The sequence below is a fragment of the Capsulimonas corticalis genome, from assembly GCF_003574315.2.
GTDB classification, from domain to species: Bacteria; Armatimonadota; Armatimonadia; order Armatimonadales; family Capsulimonadaceae; genus Capsulimonas; species Capsulimonas corticalis.
The window spans coordinates 67389-82904 of record NZ_AP025739.1 but is presented as its reverse complement, the minus strand read 5'-3'; the positions used below and the strand labels follow the sequence as shown (position 1 = coordinate 82904).

The 15516-nt window shown below is 55.1% G+C and carries 19 protein-coding genes; 6 read left to right on the top strand and 13 right to left on the bottom strand.

The genetic code is table 11. The features are described 5' to 3' along the window. Nucleotides 1-8: 8 nt before the first annotated feature. Nucleotides 9-551, bottom strand: coding sequence for a CAP domain-containing protein (locus D5261_RS00415; protein ID WP_119319989.1), 543 nt, complete (start codon nt 549-551; stop codon nt 9-11). Between the two features lie 114 nt (nt 552-665). Here D5261_RS00415 and D5261_RS00410 point away from each other — a divergent pair, with 114 nt between their 5' ends. Continuing rightward, nucleotides 666-1736: a Gfo/Idh/MocA family protein gene (locus D5261_RS00410; RefSeq protein WP_119319988.1), complete on the top strand. Its 1071-nt coding sequence runs from the start codon at nt 666-668 to the stop codon at nt 1734-1736. 109 nt (nt 1737-1845) lie between these two features. Next, nucleotides 1846-3513 (top strand): hypothetical protein, encoded by a 1668-nt coding sequence (locus tag D5261_RS00405; protein WP_119319987.1) that lies wholly within the window; start codon nt 1846-1848, stop codon nt 3511-3513. A 409-nt stretch (nt 3514-3922) separates the two neighbouring features. Here the strand turns inward: D5261_RS00405 and D5261_RS00400 are convergent, their stop codons facing one another. Then, complete coding sequence (locus tag D5261_RS00400) at nt 3923-4276, bottom strand: helix-turn-helix domain-containing transcriptional regulator (RefSeq protein ID WP_125205828.1); 354 nt, start codon at nt 4274-4276, stop codon at nt 3923-3925. 330 nt (nt 4277-4606) lie between these two features. On the opposite strand from D5261_RS00400, the gene D5261_RS00395 reads away from it, so the two are divergent. Further along, nucleotides 4607-5365, top strand: coding sequence for a DUF1559 family PulG-like putative transporter (locus tag D5261_RS00395; protein ID WP_119319985.1), 759 nt, complete (start codon nt 4607-4609; stop codon nt 5363-5365). A gap of 200 nt (nt 5366-5565) precedes the next feature. Here D5261_RS00395 and D5261_RS00390 read toward each other — a convergent pair whose 3' ends face one another. Together D5261_RS00390 and D5261_RS00385 are read right to left on the bottom strand one after the other, a co-directional pair. Further along, the gene (locus D5261_RS00390) at nt 5566-6357 is read right to left on the bottom strand and encodes a DNA polymerase beta superfamily protein (RefSeq protein WP_218025505.1); all 792 of its coding nucleotides are present in this window, start codon (nt 6355-6357) and stop codon (nt 5566-5568) included. A 21-nt stretch (nt 6358-6378) separates the two neighbouring features. Continuing rightward, entirely contained in the window at nt 6379-8097 is a 1719-nt protein-coding gene (locus D5261_RS00385) for a recombinase family protein (RefSeq protein ID WP_119319983.1), read from the bottom strand. A 183-nt stretch (nt 8098-8280) separates the two neighbouring features. Here D5261_RS00385 and D5261_RS00380 point away from each other — a divergent pair, with 183 nt between their 5' ends. Then, nucleotides 8281-8487, top strand: a complete 207-nt coding sequence (locus tag D5261_RS00380; protein WP_119319982.1) for a hypothetical protein — start codon at nt 8281-8283, stop codon at nt 8485-8487. Beyond that, nucleotides 8453-9235: a hypothetical protein gene (locus D5261_RS00375; RefSeq protein ID WP_125205827.1), complete on the top strand. Its 783-nt coding sequence runs from the start codon at nt 8453-8455 to the stop codon at nt 9233-9235. Before D5261_RS00380 ends, D5261_RS00375 begins: the two co-directional genes overlap by 35 nt. Nucleotides 9236-9323: 88 nt before the next feature. Here D5261_RS00375 and D5261_RS00370 read toward each other — a convergent pair whose 3' ends face one another. Beyond that, nucleotides 9324-9524 (bottom strand): hypothetical protein, encoded by a 201-nt coding sequence (locus D5261_RS00370; RefSeq protein WP_119319980.1) that lies wholly within the window; start codon nt 9522-9524, stop codon nt 9324-9326. A gap of 146 nt (nt 9525-9670) precedes the next feature. Then, nucleotides 9671-9871: a hypothetical protein gene (locus D5261_RS00365; protein WP_119319979.1), complete on the bottom strand. Its 201-nt coding sequence runs from the start codon at nt 9869-9871 to the stop codon at nt 9671-9673. A 159-nt stretch (nt 9872-10030) separates the two neighbouring features. On the opposite strand from D5261_RS00365, the gene D5261_RS00360 reads away from it, so the two are divergent. Beyond that, nucleotides 10031-11143 carry a beta family protein gene (locus D5261_RS00360; RefSeq protein WP_165863978.1) on the top strand — a complete coding sequence of 371 codons (1113 nt, stop codon included), beginning with the start codon at nt 10031-10033 and terminating at the stop codon, nt 11141-11143. On the opposite strand, the gene D5261_RS00355 is transcribed toward D5261_RS00360, so the two are convergent. From D5261_RS00355 to D5261_RS00325, 7 genes are all read right to left on the bottom strand, one after another. Then, nucleotides 11082-11711: a sce7726 family protein gene (locus tag D5261_RS00355; RefSeq protein WP_119319977.1), complete on the bottom strand. Its 630-nt coding sequence runs from the start codon at nt 11709-11711 to the stop codon at nt 11082-11084. The two genes, D5261_RS00360 and D5261_RS00355, sit on opposite strands and share 62 nt — an antisense overlap. A 150-nt stretch (nt 11712-11861) precedes the next feature. Beyond that, entirely contained in the window at nt 11862-12047 is a 186-nt protein-coding gene (locus D5261_RS00350; protein ID WP_119319976.1) for a hypothetical protein, read from the bottom strand. A 45-nt stretch (nt 12048-12092) separates the two neighbouring features. Next, entirely contained in the window at nt 12093-13088 is a 996-nt protein-coding gene (locus tag D5261_RS00345; protein WP_125205826.1) for a hypothetical protein, read from the bottom strand. A gap of 290 nt (nt 13089-13378) precedes the next feature. Beyond that, the gene (locus tag D5261_RS00340) at nt 13379-13690 is read right to left on the bottom strand and encodes a hypothetical protein (protein ID WP_119319974.1); all 312 of its coding nucleotides are present in this window, start codon (nt 13688-13690) and stop codon (nt 13379-13381) included. A gap of 380 nt (nt 13691-14070) precedes the next feature. Next, nucleotides 14071-14328 carry a hypothetical protein gene (locus D5261_RS00335; protein WP_125205825.1) on the bottom strand — a complete coding sequence of 86 codons (258 nt, stop codon included), beginning with the start codon at nt 14326-14328 and terminating at the stop codon, nt 14071-14073. Between the two features lie 60 nt (nt 14329-14388). Beyond that, complete coding sequence (locus D5261_RS00330) at nt 14389-14727, bottom strand: hypothetical protein (RefSeq protein WP_125205824.1); 339 nt, start codon at nt 14725-14727, stop codon at nt 14389-14391. Then, the gene (locus D5261_RS00325; RefSeq protein ID WP_119319972.1) at nt 14720-15445 is read right to left on the bottom strand and encodes a helix-turn-helix domain-containing protein; all 726 of its coding nucleotides are present in this window, start codon (nt 15443-15445) and stop codon (nt 14720-14722) included. The genes D5261_RS00330 and D5261_RS00325 overlap by 8 nt, the downstream gene beginning before the upstream one ends. Nucleotides 15446-15516 lie beyond the last annotated feature (71 nt).

The window sequence follows — 15516 nt, the reverse complement described above, 5'->3', positions numbered from 1 at the left end:
GGGTGTGGTTATTTCCCGTCGCGGCAGAACATCTCCGTCACCCAAACCTCGCCATTGGCGCGGCGGCAGACGCCCAGCCCTACTTTTGTATAACACGGCTGGAGGATATTGGCGCGGTGCTCGGGGCTGTTCATGAACACGCGATGGCCGAAATCGGCGGTAAAGCGATCGGCGGGCATGCTGCAATAGGAGATGTTTTCGCCGACGGTCAGCGTGACGGGAGCGGAGCCGCCCGCGTCCTGCAATGTTTTGAGATAGCGGTTCATCGGCGTGGTCATGCCGGGGGTGGGCGAGTGGTGGTCGAGGTAGTTTCGCGCGCACATCTCGTGGGAGTGATCGGCGGCGGCGCGCATCAAAACGGGATCGACGGTGAGCGCTCCCAGACCGCGCGCGGCGCGGTCGACGTTGATCTTTTCGATGATCTGCTGCTCCAGCGCGTCCGCGCTTTGGATAACGGCGGGGCGAAGGGCGGGCGTGATGGCGCGTGTCGGGGCCGCCGGGATGGCGGCGATGTGAATGGCGAATCCGGCAAATAAGAGGGCTTTGAGCATGGGATGGAGTATCTTTCGTCTTGACGATAGGCGTCAGAATACAGCCCGATGGTGAGGAAGACGTGAGATGACCGTGATATTCTGTGAGGTTTTGCGCCGGAAGGGGAGAAAGCGATGACGAACCCGATTGAGTTCGCGATTGTCGGCGCCGGATGGCGGGCCGAGTTTTACCTGCGCATCGCCCGCGAGATGCCCGAGCGTTTTCGTGTTTCCGGTGTGCTCGCGCGCAGCGAGGCCAAAGCGCAAAAGGTACGGGAAGAGTGGGGCGTCCCGGTCGTCGCCGATCTGGACTCTCTGCTGCGTGATAAGCCGCTGTTTGCGGTGGCCTCGGTTCCGTGGGACGTCAACCCCGGCGTTCTCACCGAACTCGCGCGTCGTGGGACGCCCGCGCTATCCGAGACTCCGCCCGCACCGGATCTTGCGGGGCTGATCGCGCTGGCCGGCCAGCTTCGTGAGTCTCGAACGCAGGTCGCCGAGCAGTATCAGTTTCAGCCCTGGAACGCCGCCGTGTTATCCGTCATCGACTCGGGGAAGCTGGGCGCCGTGACGCAGGCGCAGGTCTCCGTGGCGCATGGCTACCATGGGATCAGTCTGCTGCGCAAGGCGCTCGGCGTGGGATTTGAGAACGCCGCGATTCGCGCCCTCGCGTTTACCAGTCCGCTGACCGGCGGCCCGGATCGGAGCGGCCCGCCGACGCAGGAGTCGATTGGTCCCTCCCATCAAACGCACGCGACTCTGGAGTTTGAGGGCAAGCTCGGCGTGTTCGACTTTTGCGACGATCAATACTTCTCCTGGGTGCGCTCACGCCGCCTCTTAGTGCGCGGCGAGCGCGGCGAAATCAATAACGGCGATGTGCGCTTTCTTCAGGACTTTCAAACCCCGATCCACGCAGCGCTCACGCGTGTGGACGCCGGGCAGGACGGAAACCTGGAAGGTTATTTCCATCAGGGGATCCTGTGCGGGAGCGAGTGGGTCTACCGAAATCCGTTTGCGCCGGGACGGCTGGCGGATGACGAGATCGCGATCGCCGCATGCCTGCAAAAGATGGCCGATTACGCCGAGGGCGGCCCGAGTTTTTATGGACTCGCCGAGGCGTCGCAGGACCACTATCTTTCGATGGAGATCCAGCGCGCCGCCGCATCTCGGGAAACCGTGACGACCGTGCGCCAGTCATGGGCCGATTGAAGCCGGGTGCGTTTGCTCGTCCCGGCGCCGAATGGTATAATAACGAAGCTGTGGGCGTTTGCCGTCGCTCGAATTCCTCGATCACCTATGGCGGAAAGCGTCCCGCTTCGTGTCAGCAAATCCATCCACACCATCTTCCTCACTTCGCATCTCTCGAATCGCCGCGACCATCCTTCTGACAATCATCGTCCTGCTTGTCTGCCTCATCCCCAAAGCCGAAAACGACCTGTTTTTTGAGCTGCGCACCGGGATGGATATCCTGCGTACGGGGCATTTGCCGCATATCGACACATACTCTTGGACCAACCGGGGGACACGCTGGGATGTTCCGGAGTGGCTGGCGTTTGTGCTGTACACTCTTGCGTTCAAAGCGGGCGGATTTTTGGGGACATGGCTGCTGATGGCGCTGCTGACGGTCGGCGCCGTGTGGGTGGTATGGTTCTGGCTTGCGCCGAGGGTGGGGATGTCGTGGGCGTTTCCATTGGCCAATCTGACGCTGCTGGCCATGAAAGACTGTATTCAGGAGCGGCCTTACGCTTTCAGCTACCTGCTGCTGGCCGTCACCCTCGCGCATCTCACGCGCCTTCGCCAATCCGGGGCGCTGGCGGATGCGGGATCGTCCTGGCGGCGTCTGCTGTGGCTGCCGGCGATCTGCGCGCTCTGGGCGAACTTACACCAGGGCGTGCTGGTCTTGATCTGCCTGCTGCTGGCGTACGCCCTTGCCGACGCCATAGTCGGGATTCGGCGGCGCGCGCGCGAACCGGAAGAGGCCGTGGCGAACCTGCGCGGCGCGCGGCGGATGCTGGCGCTCGCCGTCGCCTGCGCCATCGCGGCGATGGCGTCCCCGTATGGCTGGCGCATCTACTGGAATGTCCTGGTGACGCTGCGCGACCACAATCTGATGGCGAATGTCACCGAATGGAACCCCGTGACGGTGCTGCCGTTCGCCCAGCTGGAGCCGTTCTTCTTCGTGTCGGCGATTTTGTTCGGCGCGCTCGTCTTTAGCCGTTATCGGGACTTCGCCGATACCCTGGCGATCGCCGCGTTGTTCGTGGAATCGCTGCTGCACGCGCGCAACATCGCGCTCTTCGCGGTCGGCGGGATGGTGATCGCCGCGCCCCACCTGGCGTCCTGTGTCCAGCGGATCCACGGCAGTCTGAACTTCGCGCCCCGATCGCTCTCGCGGACGCTTTTGCTGTCATTCGGCGCGCTGATCTACACGGCCCTGGTGGCGTGCGTCGCCGCCGCATCGATCAAGGACCGAGAGGGGGCCAAGGGATACGGGCCTGCGGGAATCGGGGAGGCCGTCGCGCGCGTCCCAAGTTATCCGGAGGACGCCTGCGCGTTCATGGATCGTGAGGGCTTTCCGGCAAACCTGCGGATGCTCAACAACTTTGAAATCGGCGGGTATTTGATGTGGCGGCGGCCAGGGCAGCCGGTGTTTGTCGATGGGCGGCTCGATGTCTATGTCGGCCGCACCTTCGACGATATGTTAGTCCTGGCGCGACCGGACGGTTCGCCGGCATGGGAGCGCGCCGCCGCGCATTACGACTTTGACTGCGTGGTGACGACCAGTCTGCGGCAGGCGCGGCCATTTCTTGCCGACCCGAACTGGACTCTTGTGTATTTGGATCCGAAGCGGCCCTATCATATGCGGTGCCGCATTCTTCTGCGTCGCCGCCCTCAGTTCGCGGCGCTGATCGAGCGCTGCCGCCGCGCGGAGCCTCGGCTGGCGCTGGGGGCAGCGCCGCCTCAATCGTCCTTGGTCCGATATTGATTGCGCCAGGTGCTGATCGCGTAAAACACCAGGTAAGACACAATCCCGCCGATCCAGACCGCGAGCGCCATTAAGATCGTTCTATGCACAGTAAAATCTCCTTCGATCCGTCCTGACGTCGCAATTTCCGACGCTCTAATAGCCTGCCTGCTCCAGTATTCCCCGAATTCGCCGCAATGTATCCGCAGCCGCGCCGACATTCACCACACATTCGCTCAAATTTCCATAATGGTGCTCTAGGATACTTGCCCAGTCCGTTGATTCCGATGTCGTTATACCAGATATCAACCATGCATCCGTCGGGGAACTTGACGTCGGAGATGCGCAGGTCGCCGGCGATGAGGCGGTTTAAGTTGGGGAGGAGGTTCTTCATTTGCCATGAGCGAGACCGGGATCCTAAGCAGCTTTTCTACGCAGCTTTTGTGGTGAATGACATTTGCAGTCCCATGACGTCGAGTACGGACTGGATCGTGCGCAATTCCCGGTTATCGTCTTCGGACAGAACGCTTGTGAGGCGATTGCTATCGATCGCGGCCTTGTGGGCAATATGGGAAACGCCGCCGTTCGCCTGGATGATGTCTCGCAGGGCCAGCAGCAGAGCGTGGGCGCTCTCTTCCAGATAGGAAGCGGCCACGGCAGGGTCTTGCAGATGATGCTCGAACGTCTCTCCCGCTTCGCCCAGGAGCATCGCTAGCGTCGCTTCTAGCTTCCTTTGCGCGGAAGGGGAAAGGCGCGTGCGGTTTTCGTTGTAGACCTGTTTCATGTTGCGCGGGTCACGGATGAGGCGAAGCAGTTGATGGTGCGCCTCGTCGGGAATACTACCCTTCTCGTCAGGGGGATAATCACGGAACGATAGCGCACGCTTGATACCATAATCGGCCGTGTCTTGTACAATCCTGAACAATCCAGACGATTTTTTGTATTTTCCTTATTGACAAGATACTGATTATGTACTATAATTGGTTTACGTTTGTACCGATGAAACTATCGCAGGCGGCTATAAGCTTCTCAATCAAGATCAGCGGCTAGTCACTTGCGGTGAGAACGGCGCCAAATTAAATCTACATTGATATGTGGAGAAGTAGGACTAGCAATGAATAAAATGAAATCATCGCTAAAAGCTTTTACGCTCATTGAATTGCTCGTCGTGATAGCTATTATAGCTATCCTTGCCGCAATTCTCTTCCCGGTATTCGCAAAAGCTCGCGAAAAAGCTCGCCAGACCGCCTGCCTTTCCAACCTGAAGCAGATGGGTCTGGCATTGGCCCAGTACAGCCAAGACTATGATGAGATCAGCACTCCCCGTGTCAACGGCGCTGGTATTCCCTTCGAAGATCTGCTCCTTACCTACACGAAGAGCGTCGGCATTTACCAGTGTCCGTCCAACCCTCGTAAGGACGACATCTCGTGCCCGCAGTGTCTCCCTCCCGGATTCAGCTCGGTCCAGCACGTCTCATACGGCGCAAGCACGAATGGACCGCCAGCCAACGGCGCATTCTCCGATAACAACGGCAAGCCGCTCGCTTCCTTTCAATCGCCATCACAGTTGATCGGCCTCGTCGAGGACACGCAAGGATACTGCGACTTTGCCGTCGACTACGGCGGTGACATCTGGCGTCAGAAGGAAGTTAATGGCAGCGGTAACAACGCCGGCAACTTGTTCTCGGGCCATACTGGCTTCTCGAACTATTTGTTCATGGACGGCCACGTGAAGTCGATGCGTCCGCTGGCAACTTTGGACAAGCCTGATGGTGGTTCAAACGACGCCAACTTGTGGACAATCGACGGCAGCAATTTCGGCAACGACTTCGCTCGCCAGACACTGGCCTACTCGGTCGACCGATGGAAGTAATGCGCGCAGGGCGCACGTCTTAAAAAAAGATCACACGACTGCCCCTGCCGGTTCAACCGGCAGGGGCAGTCGTGTGTTGGATGGGGAGGGGACAAGCGCATGCCCGTCTACCGTCTTAGCCAAAGTGTCTGGGCTGGCGCGTCGTCATAGTCCAGCCTGCATTCACCTCTTCCTCCGTGTGAAAGCCAGCGCAGGACTCTTCAATAGCCTGCCTGCTCAACGATGGCTCGTATGCGCCGTAACGCATCGGCGGCGGCGTCCACGTTCACCACGCAGTCGCTCAAATTTCCGTAATGGTGCTCCAGGCAGTTCAGCAGCAACTGCTTGATCTGGGCCTCATCGGGCGCATGCGGCAGTTTGCTGTTCGTGTAGAGCGTTTCGAGATCCCGTTCCTTGCGTTCAAAGTGCTTGAGGATATCCTCCTGCGTCCACTCGCCACGGCGGATCGATTTGAGCTGCTCGCGGTTGCGCTGCAAGTCGATGTCGCCTTCGGTCAGGATCTGCTCGACTTCATCCAGCAGCCGAATGACATGGTATGCATACTTGACATCGTAGCCGAACTGCGCGACAAGCTCCTGACGCTTTCCGACCGGCGCGTCCTTGCTGTTCATCTTGTGCACCTGACTGTAGGCGTACCCTTTGAATTTGTGCCACGCGCCTTTGTGCAGAAACAAGCGCCGATTCTCCCGCACCATATTCCCGACTTCCGTGCTATGCAGCACGCAGGTCCGGGGCGTGAAGAGAGAATCAATCATGTTCGGATTGTTCTCCATGCAAAGCTGAAAGTATTTGACGATATTGTAGATGGCGAGATCGTAAGACCGTCCCTTGCCGCCGCCCGCGCTTTTGTCGAGCACGTGGTGCTCCTGCCATTGCTCGAATCGCGGGATCTGGTTGCCGAATCCCGGAATCTCTCCGCGCAGATGCGGAAACACCGTCTCCTTCTCGGGGATACAAAAGCCGTACAAGTCGGTATCGGACAGGTCCGACAAAACAAATGTGTATATACGAAACTACCAGCGACGGCAGCATTTCCATTGAATGTAGGCGTTGTACGCGTCTTGTGTCTCCGTGATTTCCAGTGAGTGTTCACCCGCCATACCGAGAATTCCTACATGAAGCTGAGCGCTGAGCAGTCCGGGGTAGCGCCGCGTATTGCCGTCTTTGCGCTTTTTTGCGGCGCGGGGGAGGATGTTGATCATTACCCTGACCTGAAGCGTCTTGAGCAGATCGTGCTTCGCGTGCGAAAGCATATCGTCGGGCGTTTCCCACACCGTCTCCAGTTTCTTGGACAATGACGTCAGCTGCCTCCGGCTGAGTGTTTCGATGGTGGTGTCAGCCGCAAGCTCCGCCGTGACTTCTGGCTGTTCCTTCAGCTTGATCCGTTCATTCGCGATCGCCTTCAACCGCTCGTTGATCGTCCCCACCGCCTCGGGTTCGCAGGACTCCAGAAGGTCCAGAAGCCGGTCGCGGCGCTGGTCCAGTTTCGCCATCATCTCGGAGAACGTTGAGAGGGGCTTGACGGGTTTCGGCTTCGGCGTTTTCCCAGACTTGAAATGCTCTCGCTCATAAATTTCGAACGCCTGGCGCAGTCCCTCGCTGACGAGAGCGTCCAGCCGGAATTGCTGAATAGAGAACTTGCAGTCGCACAACCCACGCTCGCCGTCTCCGCCCTGGCAGCAGATCCACGAAAGCCACAGCACGGGACCGCGGCCGGCGCGCGATCCCGGATTGCGCAGGGCGATCATGCGCCGGCCGCAATGGATGCAGAACAGCATTCCTCCGAAGGTGTGTTCCAGTCGGCCCGCCTTCCGCTTCGCGGCGCCGACCTCGTTCAGCGGCGCGCGTACGAGCAGGAGACGATCCACTTCGTCGACTAAGTCCTGGGGAACGACGGCCGGGATTTTGTCCTCCGAGTCGATCAGCAAATCTTCGTACTGGATCTTGCGCCGGTAGATCGGCCCTTTGATAATCCGCAGGACCGTGCTTCCTGACCACATCCCGCCGCGCGGACCTATCGCCGCGCGCGCCTTGCCGTCACGCAACATCTGGTTGAGCGTCAGCGCCGTGGCGCGGGCAAAGCCGTGGCAGGCGATGAACGTCTCGTAGACCAGGCAGGCGAGGTCCGCCGTCTCCGGATCGTAGTCGAAGAACTTCGTTGCCTTGTTGTACCTCAGCCCGAGCTGGTCGCGGGTGCGGCCTACCCACTGGCCGGTGCGAACGCGCTCCAGATTCGTTTGCTTGATGACCTGGCCGTTCTTGGTCGCCATATACTGATTGAGGGAGCCAAGCTGCTGGCGCACGAGCGTACGCGCCGCTTCGTCGCCGCTGGTGGGAAGATCGGCGACGCGAACATCGACCGCCTGGGCTTCGAGCTGGAGAAAGAAGTTTTCCTGCTCGATCAGGTCGCGGCCGAGGCGGGAGAGATCACGGGCATAGACGGCGCGCAGCTTCTTCGCCTTGGCGTCTCTGAGCATCTCCTGGTAGGCGATGCGCTTCGCCAGATACTCGCCCCGTCCGCTGATTCCGATGTCGTCATACCAGATGTCAATCGTGCATCCGTCGCGCTCGGCGTCCTGCATCAGTTCCGACATACGGATCTGGCGCAGCTTGTCAAGAAACGCTTCTTTGTCGGGAACGGAGACGCAGCCGTCGGGGAACTTGACGTCGGAGATGCGCAGGTAGCCGGCGATCAAGCCGTTGAGATTGGGCAGGGGTTTTTTCTTCGCCATGGTGGAGTGCCTTCCTGACTATTATACTGGAAAACTCCATCGCCGGGTGTGCGCGATCTGCTTTTCGGAACTCCAAGAATATTTGAAACGTACCGATAATTGGGTAACCCGTATCAGAGTTGTGCTATACTGAAAATAGACATGCTTGTAAGACACGGCCACCGAACCAGATGAGGCGCCTCGATGAATAAGACAACCGAACAGCCTACCCTGCACATCCCGGAAGAGCTGCAAGACCAAGCCAAGGAATTCGTGAAAGACGCTTTTCGGCTTTTTGCTGACCACAACCGAAAGCTCGCTCAGGATTTGAGCGATTTCGAGAAGCAAAAAAAGGAAACGCAGGAGAGGATCAAACGTGGAGCTCGAAGAACCAGCGGTCGCATTGTATGATTACCTCTACAAAGATTCCGCCCGTATTTCCTCTTACTACGCCCAGCTCTTTAGTGGGCGTCTTTCTTCGTTAGAAGAGACAGACACCGACAGCTCAGGTGTTGACAGAGGAGCGAAGCTTGATGCTCATCTCGTCGGCGGCGACATAAAGCATACCTCCAGTAGGCAGAAGACCTCCAAGCGTATCGTCGACCCGCATGATCTCATCACGACCGAAGTTTTGTCTTACTTCACCGAGAATGACGTTATCGCAGAGTCGATTTTAGAAGGAACTCATGGGCAGTTGGTTATTACCAAAGGGACGCTCGGATTTGTTGACAAGTCGATGATCGAAATCGGCACGATAACTTTTAAGATGTCTGCCGAAACTCTCATGAGCAAGGTTAACAAAACCGCTGCGGATCGTGCTGAACTTGAACAAATGAAGGTCCTTATTGCACTTCTGGAAAAAGTACAGATCCCATCGGCCTTCCAACTCAACATCAACGGAAACTTCATCGTTGTGGGTACGATAAAGGATGACGGGATGCAAGAGCCGATTTCCAGTTACTATTACAAGTACGGAACGTCTGGGCTCTCTGACGTCTACCTAATAGGCATTAAAGAAATTCCGACACCTTCTCTCGCCATGCCCAGTACGCCTCTATTAGTAGCCTCGCAGGGAGCCGCTGAGGCGCTGAGTACCTTGCTATTCCACGAAGACGCCATTCGCGTCACGCCGATTGCGATGTTCCGCCGCCTCTTCTAAAAACTACTCACGCGACCGTCTACCAACGCTGGTAGACGGTCGCGTTGTTTTTGCCATCGAGGATATCTCTCCGAGAGTGCAAGCGTATCTATGACCGGCACAGCTTCACGCGCAATCGCTGAAACTCCGTCGTCATCTCTTCTTTCGAATCAAAAGATAGCTTGCCGATTTCCCTCACCCGTCCGTCTGAGTCTGGACTGCCAAAGAAGCTGATTGTCTTCTGTCCACGGCTTATCGTTATCACATGATCCAAGTTCAGCAAATCCTCGTCCGTCTCGATCCAGTTCAATTTCAGTCTCTCCTTTTCTGCCTGCGCTGAGTGTACATACGCACGTTCTGGAAGTGTTTGTCACCGGTACTCAGTGTGATTTTCAAGAGGGCAGGGTTTTCCCGCAGCACTCTCTCCGCCCGCGCACGCGTCCCCGCCCTGGCCGCCTACGCTCCAAAGAACGCCGCCGGCGTCCGGTCCCGCACATCCGGGTCAGGCTCACCGCCGGTCGCCGCCACGTACCGCCCCCAGGCTTCCCGTCCGGCCTTCACCGCGAGCGCGACGTCGTGCTCCGCCTCCTCGCTGATCCGGGCGTCGGCCGTCACGTTCTCGAAGGTCTGTGTGCAATGGTCCAGGCTCGCGAACACTATTAATTTAGAAGTTTGATATACGTATTTCTAGAAATAAAAATTACTTAATTAAAAATTACCACTCAAAAATGGCACTTATGTATCAAAATTTGCATGCTAAGTAGCAGTTTCTGCTATACTGTAATCATCCTGGCGGTGAAAGGTTACAGATCCATCATGTTCAACTATAGGCACTATGTGCCGATTCTAAAGTGGAAGCAGGGAGAGTATCAAGCTCTAATGCGGTTAGCAGGGAACGTGAAGGACCGTATCACGCCCTTACTTGAAATACCGCCTATTGGCTATGATCATGAGCAGCAAAAAGCCAGCAAGACCATCAATGAACATCTTAGTGAGTTTGGAAAGCGTTTAGGGCAAAAGTGGGGAGGGCGGAGATGCTTTGTTGATCTCCAACTGATAGGGTGTGACACTATGATGGCGGGGGGGCAACATTGTGTCGGTTATGTATTTGCAAGAGCGCGAGAAAATCAATGTGCGGCTGTGCCGGTTATAAGGCTTAGCAGCACTACTTCATTCGTCGCGGCAGTTGGTGCAGTAATTGAGCTCGACGAAAGAGGCGTTTGCCTTCGTTTACTTCTGCCTGATTTTGACCGGCCTAATTTTGCCGTAGATATTGCTAATCTGCTTACTACTTTGAAAGTTGATGCAGGAGAGACGGATCTTATAATTGATTTCGGTGCGCATAGCTATCAATCTAACACAGTATTCAATCAGGCCGTGACTGCCATGTTCAAGATGTTGCCAAATCTTCCTCATTGGCGTACATTAACGATTGCAGGAACGTCATATCCCCAATTGGTAACACAGGTTATCGGCTCGCCAAAAGATCCACAGCTAGAAGTTTCTGGAACGATCAATCGACGCGAGTGGATTGCTTACAAATCTTTGGTGGAGCATCTTGGGACTGAGACACGAATTCCGACATTTGGAGATTATGCGGCCAGCCATCCCGATATAATAGAGATGGACATGCGGGTGATAAAGCCGCTCGCAAAACTACGATATACGATAGATGATGCTTGGCATATCGGAATAGGTAGAACTATAAAAACGCATGGCTTCGGACAATATCAAGGGCTATGCACTACATTAGTTGCTCGTCCATATTACAGTGGACCGATGACTTCGGCTGGGGATAATTATATCTATTATTGTTCCCAAGGAACAGAACCGACCGGAAATCTGACGACATGGGTATGGGTTAGCACTAACCAGCATCTAACGAAGGTGGTCGCTGACCTCTCCAATCTGTCCGTGCCTTCAAAGTAGTGCGAACAAGACGTCGCAGCTCGTTCAGTTCAACAGATTCAGCAAGATAGGCGTATAAGACGGCGCGCGGCTTTTTCAAAATAGGAGCAGGCGCGCCTAGCCCTTGAAGAATGGAGACGACTTCGGGGCGCCATAGCAATTCAGCTAATGCTAATGGGTTAATATCCCGGTTGTTGCTCTCCCGGCGGTAGTGTTCAAACTTTGTGCCATTAGGTCCGGTGGTTGCAACTTTGACGCCCCACCAGCTTGGGATCTGGGTGATTGACTTTTCAGCGTGCTTCTCACCAACGATCAGGGTGACTCTATCAAAAATCTCGCCATATACTGCTATTTGTTGTGGCAGTCTCTCTAGAGTATCGGAATCACTCTTGATCTCGTAACCATGCAGGCGTCCATTTACGACGGCAACATCAACGCGACATGTGCCATGGCGTAACCCTAATTCATCAATGATTAGAGTGTCGCCATCATATCGGTGCGCCTTGAGCACTTTATTGTGAAGTGCCTTACGAACTTCTCTGTCATTTTGGCGTATTTGGGCGGGCACATTGGCGGTTTTTTCTGTCATGGCGATCCGCTCCGGGATAGAATTCTATGACGCACATACTACCATAACCGAACTCAACTGTCAATGTGAAATTTTTCACGAACGTGAAAAACCGACGGTCCCATCTATGGGTATGTGGTTGACTGTCCCTGTCGCTCGCGCGGTGGCACTTTATTCCGCGCGGAATATTTCCGCCGTCATGAGCCGATCGGCGACGGTCGGCTCGGGAACATGATGGCTGATGATAGCCGACAAGACAGCGGCAATCACCCACGCCGTGATCTTGCGCTTGGACCACCGCTCGCCGTGTCTGAGCAACCGCGCAACCCATCGCTCGACAAATCCCGGGATCATCATAGTTGTCTCCGTGTGCTGCCAGTGTCCATGAATATCGTCATCTGGCTATTGCTCAAGCTCGCGCTGCTCGACGAATTGCGAGGGATCATTCGCATCCAGTTCGTCTATAACATGGTCATATCTGGATTTAGTGGCCCGTCTTTGCCTTTCGATGATGGCGATAAATTCCGCGGGATCTTTCATTTGGTGACCGTGTTCCTCGACGAACATGAGTTCATCCGTAGTCAGGGTAACGAACTCAATCATCGGCTGGCCATCCGGACGGCAATATTTCACCAGAACGATCGAACCGATTCGGCCAATGACCGAAGGCTGATTTTCGAGCGCCTTGATCAGCGCCGCGACGGCGTTTGCCTGCTTTTCATCAATATTGGCTTGGCGTTCCTGCAGCGCATATTTCTCAAGTCCATACTCGATTTTCTTCAGCCGGCTGACGACTTCGGGATGGGTCAGGCTCTCTTTGGACTTGGCGAAGAACTTTTTGTACCATGAGCGAATCTTCGGATCGAAATCATCAGAGACATAGAACCCAATCGACTCCATCAGATCACGGACGGCCTTGGCGATCTTGGTCTCTTCGGCATAAGGAACGCCCCGCAATCCATCTGGTAGATAGATTGTCACCTTAAGAAATCGACTAACCCTGAGCAAATTGGGATCAATACCGGTCGACGTAGCCGCAAGATATGCATGAATTTCAGTTTGCAGAATGTGTAGCCGCCCACGAGTTTCGCTAATTCCTGAGGATAGTCGAGGGTAGTTATCCTTGGACAATTGGGTCGTATTGAAGACATCATGCATTATATCTCTCAGTCTGTTTGACAATTCACCAGCGATATCCCAGTTAATTTCTGAATTACGACCATACAATTTTGAACGCAGTGATCGTGCGTCATCAGAGTAATACTGTTCGTTGGAACCGAGATTGTAGAGCATGGCGGCTGTGGTAAGTCCTGCGATCGTCTCTACCAGCAACCTCTCGGTTCGATTCTGGCGTTCTTCCATTTCGTGAAGCTGTTCGTTCACCGATTTCTCGTCCACTCAGCACATCCTCTCCGCAGCTGTTATTTGCATCAAAAACGTTTCAGATCGCCTGTTACTCTGGGCGACACGTAGCCGCATTCGAACAATGATGAATCTTGGCACGACGGGCAAGGGCAACGGTGCTTTTTTTGTTCGGGGTAACAAGGGGCATCCGTTTGCAGATTGGGCACTGCCGTTCGGACATCGTGCGCCTCGACCAGAAACACGATGCCCTTATTCCACCACTCACTTCACCAACCCCGCCGCCTATCATCATCACCAACCCCGCCCGCGCGCCAGACCGCAGCTCACCGCCCACGCCGGCGGAACCGCCTCTCGGGTGCGGTAGGCGCCCCGCTGGAGTGGCGGGCCAGCGCGGCGTCGCGCGCCTTCTGAGCCTTCTCCGCCTTCGCCAGCTTGGCCTGGCGCTCCTCGAAGTTCCGCGTCATGATCGCGCGGTCTTCAGCGGTGAAGCGGATCCCCCGCGCCGCGAAGAGCTCGCAGGCAAGCGCGATATCATATTCCAGACGATCATGGATGATGCGCTCACCCGGACCTGAGCTCTCCATGATCAGCCGCCCATCCGCTGTTGACAATGTCACTCGAAGAAGCTGCCCCATTAATTTCTCCTCCCGCCGTCAGAATCTATTACCGGGCTAAGGCGCAATTATTCATCGATCAATAATTCGGGGGTGCCTCTATCCGGATGCCGCGCGCGCGTCCCCCGATTGCCTCCTGAAGCTCATTTTGAGCCTAAGGGCTGCCCATCCCGAGTCGCGCCCTGTAAGCTTGTAACGTTGTAAGCTTCGTGCGCATATTACAAGCCTACAAGTCCCCAGGCTTCGTGGCGAGAGATGAGGTGAAAGCCACGGCGGCCTGGGATCAGGACGGCTTCTTCTCCTTACTGCTTGCAGTAAGGAGACGTGTCCTGATCGAACCCAGATCTCCGCTCGTCCAGCATTCCGCGCGGAATAATCCCGCCGCCTCATCAACCTGCCCCTCAAACTCCCCGCACCGCCTGCCGAGCCTCCTCTGCAGCGCGCATCTCATCCTCGATCTTATCCAGAATCGCGTTCACCTCTACTGGGTGCGTCTCCATGAGGCCCATCGCCAATCTCAGTGTGGCAATGCGCAGAATCTCGGCGGCTTCGCCAGTGAGGACGATTTTCTCATTCGGTCCAAGTACTGGCTTTATTATCCTGATGGGCGGCGCTAATGGTTGGTCGATCACTGGCTTTTGCGGCTTTGATCTGCGCATAAGGCAATCCCTAGGATTGGACGTAAAAACAGAGGCTTTTGAAATGCATGTGCAGGGCTACTAGGAAACTAGTCCAGATCGCTCCGCATAAACGGCATTGCGCGATGCTGCGTAATCGTGATATATTTTGTGCCCAGGTAGTTCGGTCACTGACTCAATGGAGTGCCCTGCTAAAGGTATTTGATTTGAGCCAGCTTTAACCCCATCTATTCCAACGCTGGCATACCAGAATACGAACGATTGGGGAGCGCTCTTTTGGTTGTGGTGGAATACTTCAAAATACCGCTGAAGCAGGCTCAATTCTTCCTCGCAGACCACATATTCTAATTGAATGGATTCTAATCCATTTTCTGGGATTTCAGTTTTGATCGTGACCAAGTACCAATTCATGTTATCCACGCTTCTTTGCTTCCTGGTGAGTTCTAAAAAGCACGTAATCTTTAATGTCTTGGATGACTTCTGATGATAGCTCGCCTCGGTATGAGGCTGTCTTTAATTCGTTTAAGATAGGAGTGTATTGAATTTCATCGTCATCGTTATTAGATTCTTCAATTAGAAGAGTGGGCTTAATACGAAGCGATTCTGCAATTACTAATAAATCTGATACGTGTAAGCCATGAGCACCATTCTCCCACATTTCAATATCATTTTCTTTTAAACGTAATTTATACGCAAACTGGTTTTGGCTTAATCCTAATTCTTCACGTCGTTGTTTTATTCTTTTGCCAATTGCAATATCTATGGGATCTGCTTTTTCTATGGCTAGCTTGCGCCTTCTCTCCGAATCCGCTATCGCATCTTGAACACCTTCGATAAATAATTGCGAAGATCCATCATCTCTTATATATCCAGCCAAATCTAGAAGCTTAATCGGGTCACCATCCAGGGCTTGAGCAAAGCGTGATATTACTCCCCTTGATGGTCTGTGTCCACGAACCATTGTAGAAATTGTGACATGACCCACTCCCGTTTTGCCCGCCGCCATGCGTGTAGTCAAAAAAGGACGCCCAGCTTCCTCGAAGTAGCCTAGAAGGCGTCGTACCTCTTCGGCAAATTCCTTATGTGCTCCATCAATCGGGCGAGCGGCGGCCTTTTCTCTATCTTCCCGTGTAGGCATCAACGAACCATCCAATCTTGTGGGCTGCTTTCCCTACAGAATTTTAGCTCCCACCGTTCACATTCTGTTAG

Coding starts and splice junctions, on each gene's coding strand:
- D5261_RS00415 (WP_119319989.1), bottom strand. CDS start 551: ATGCTCAAAGCCCTCTTATTTGCCGGATTCGCCATTCACATCGCCGCC.
- D5261_RS00410 (WP_119319988.1), top strand. CDS start 666: ATGACGAACCCGATTGAGTTCGCGATTGTCGGCGCCGGATGGCGGGCC.
- D5261_RS00400 (WP_125205828.1), bottom strand. CDS start 4,276: ATGAAACAGGTCTACAACGAAAACCGCACGCGCCTTTCCCCTTCCGCG.
- D5261_RS00395 (WP_119319985.1), top strand. CDS start 4,607: ATGAATAAAATGAAATCATCGCTAAAAGCTTTTACGCTCATTGAATTG.
- D5261_RS00385 (WP_119319983.1), bottom strand. CDS start 8,097: ATGGCGAAGAAAAAACCCCTGCCCAATCTCAACGGCTTGATCGCCGGC.
- D5261_RS00380 (WP_119319982.1), top strand. CDS start 8,281: ATGAATAAGACAACCGAACAGCCTACCCTGCACATCCCGGAAGAGCTG.
- D5261_RS00360 (WP_165863978.1), top strand. CDS start 10,031: ATGTTCAACTATAGGCACTATGTGCCGATTCTAAAGTGGAAGCAGGGA.
- D5261_RS00355 (WP_119319977.1), bottom strand. CDS start 11,711: ATGACAGAAAAAACCGCCAATGTGCCCGCCCAAATACGCCAAAATGAC.
- D5261_RS00350 (WP_119319976.1), bottom strand. CDS start 12,047: ATGATGATCCCGGGATTTGTCGAGCGATGGGTTGCGCGGTTGCTCAGA.
- D5261_RS00340 (WP_119319974.1), bottom strand. CDS start 13,690: ATGGGGCAGCTTCTTCGAGTGACATTGTCAACAGCGGATGGGCGGCTG.
- D5261_RS00335 (WP_125205825.1), bottom strand. CDS start 14,328: ATGCGCAGATCAAAGCCGCAAAAGCCAGTGATCGACCAACCATTAGCG.
- D5261_RS00325 (WP_119319972.1), bottom strand. CDS start 15,445: ATGCCTACACGGGAAGATAGAGAAAAGGCCGCCGCTCGCCCGATTGAT.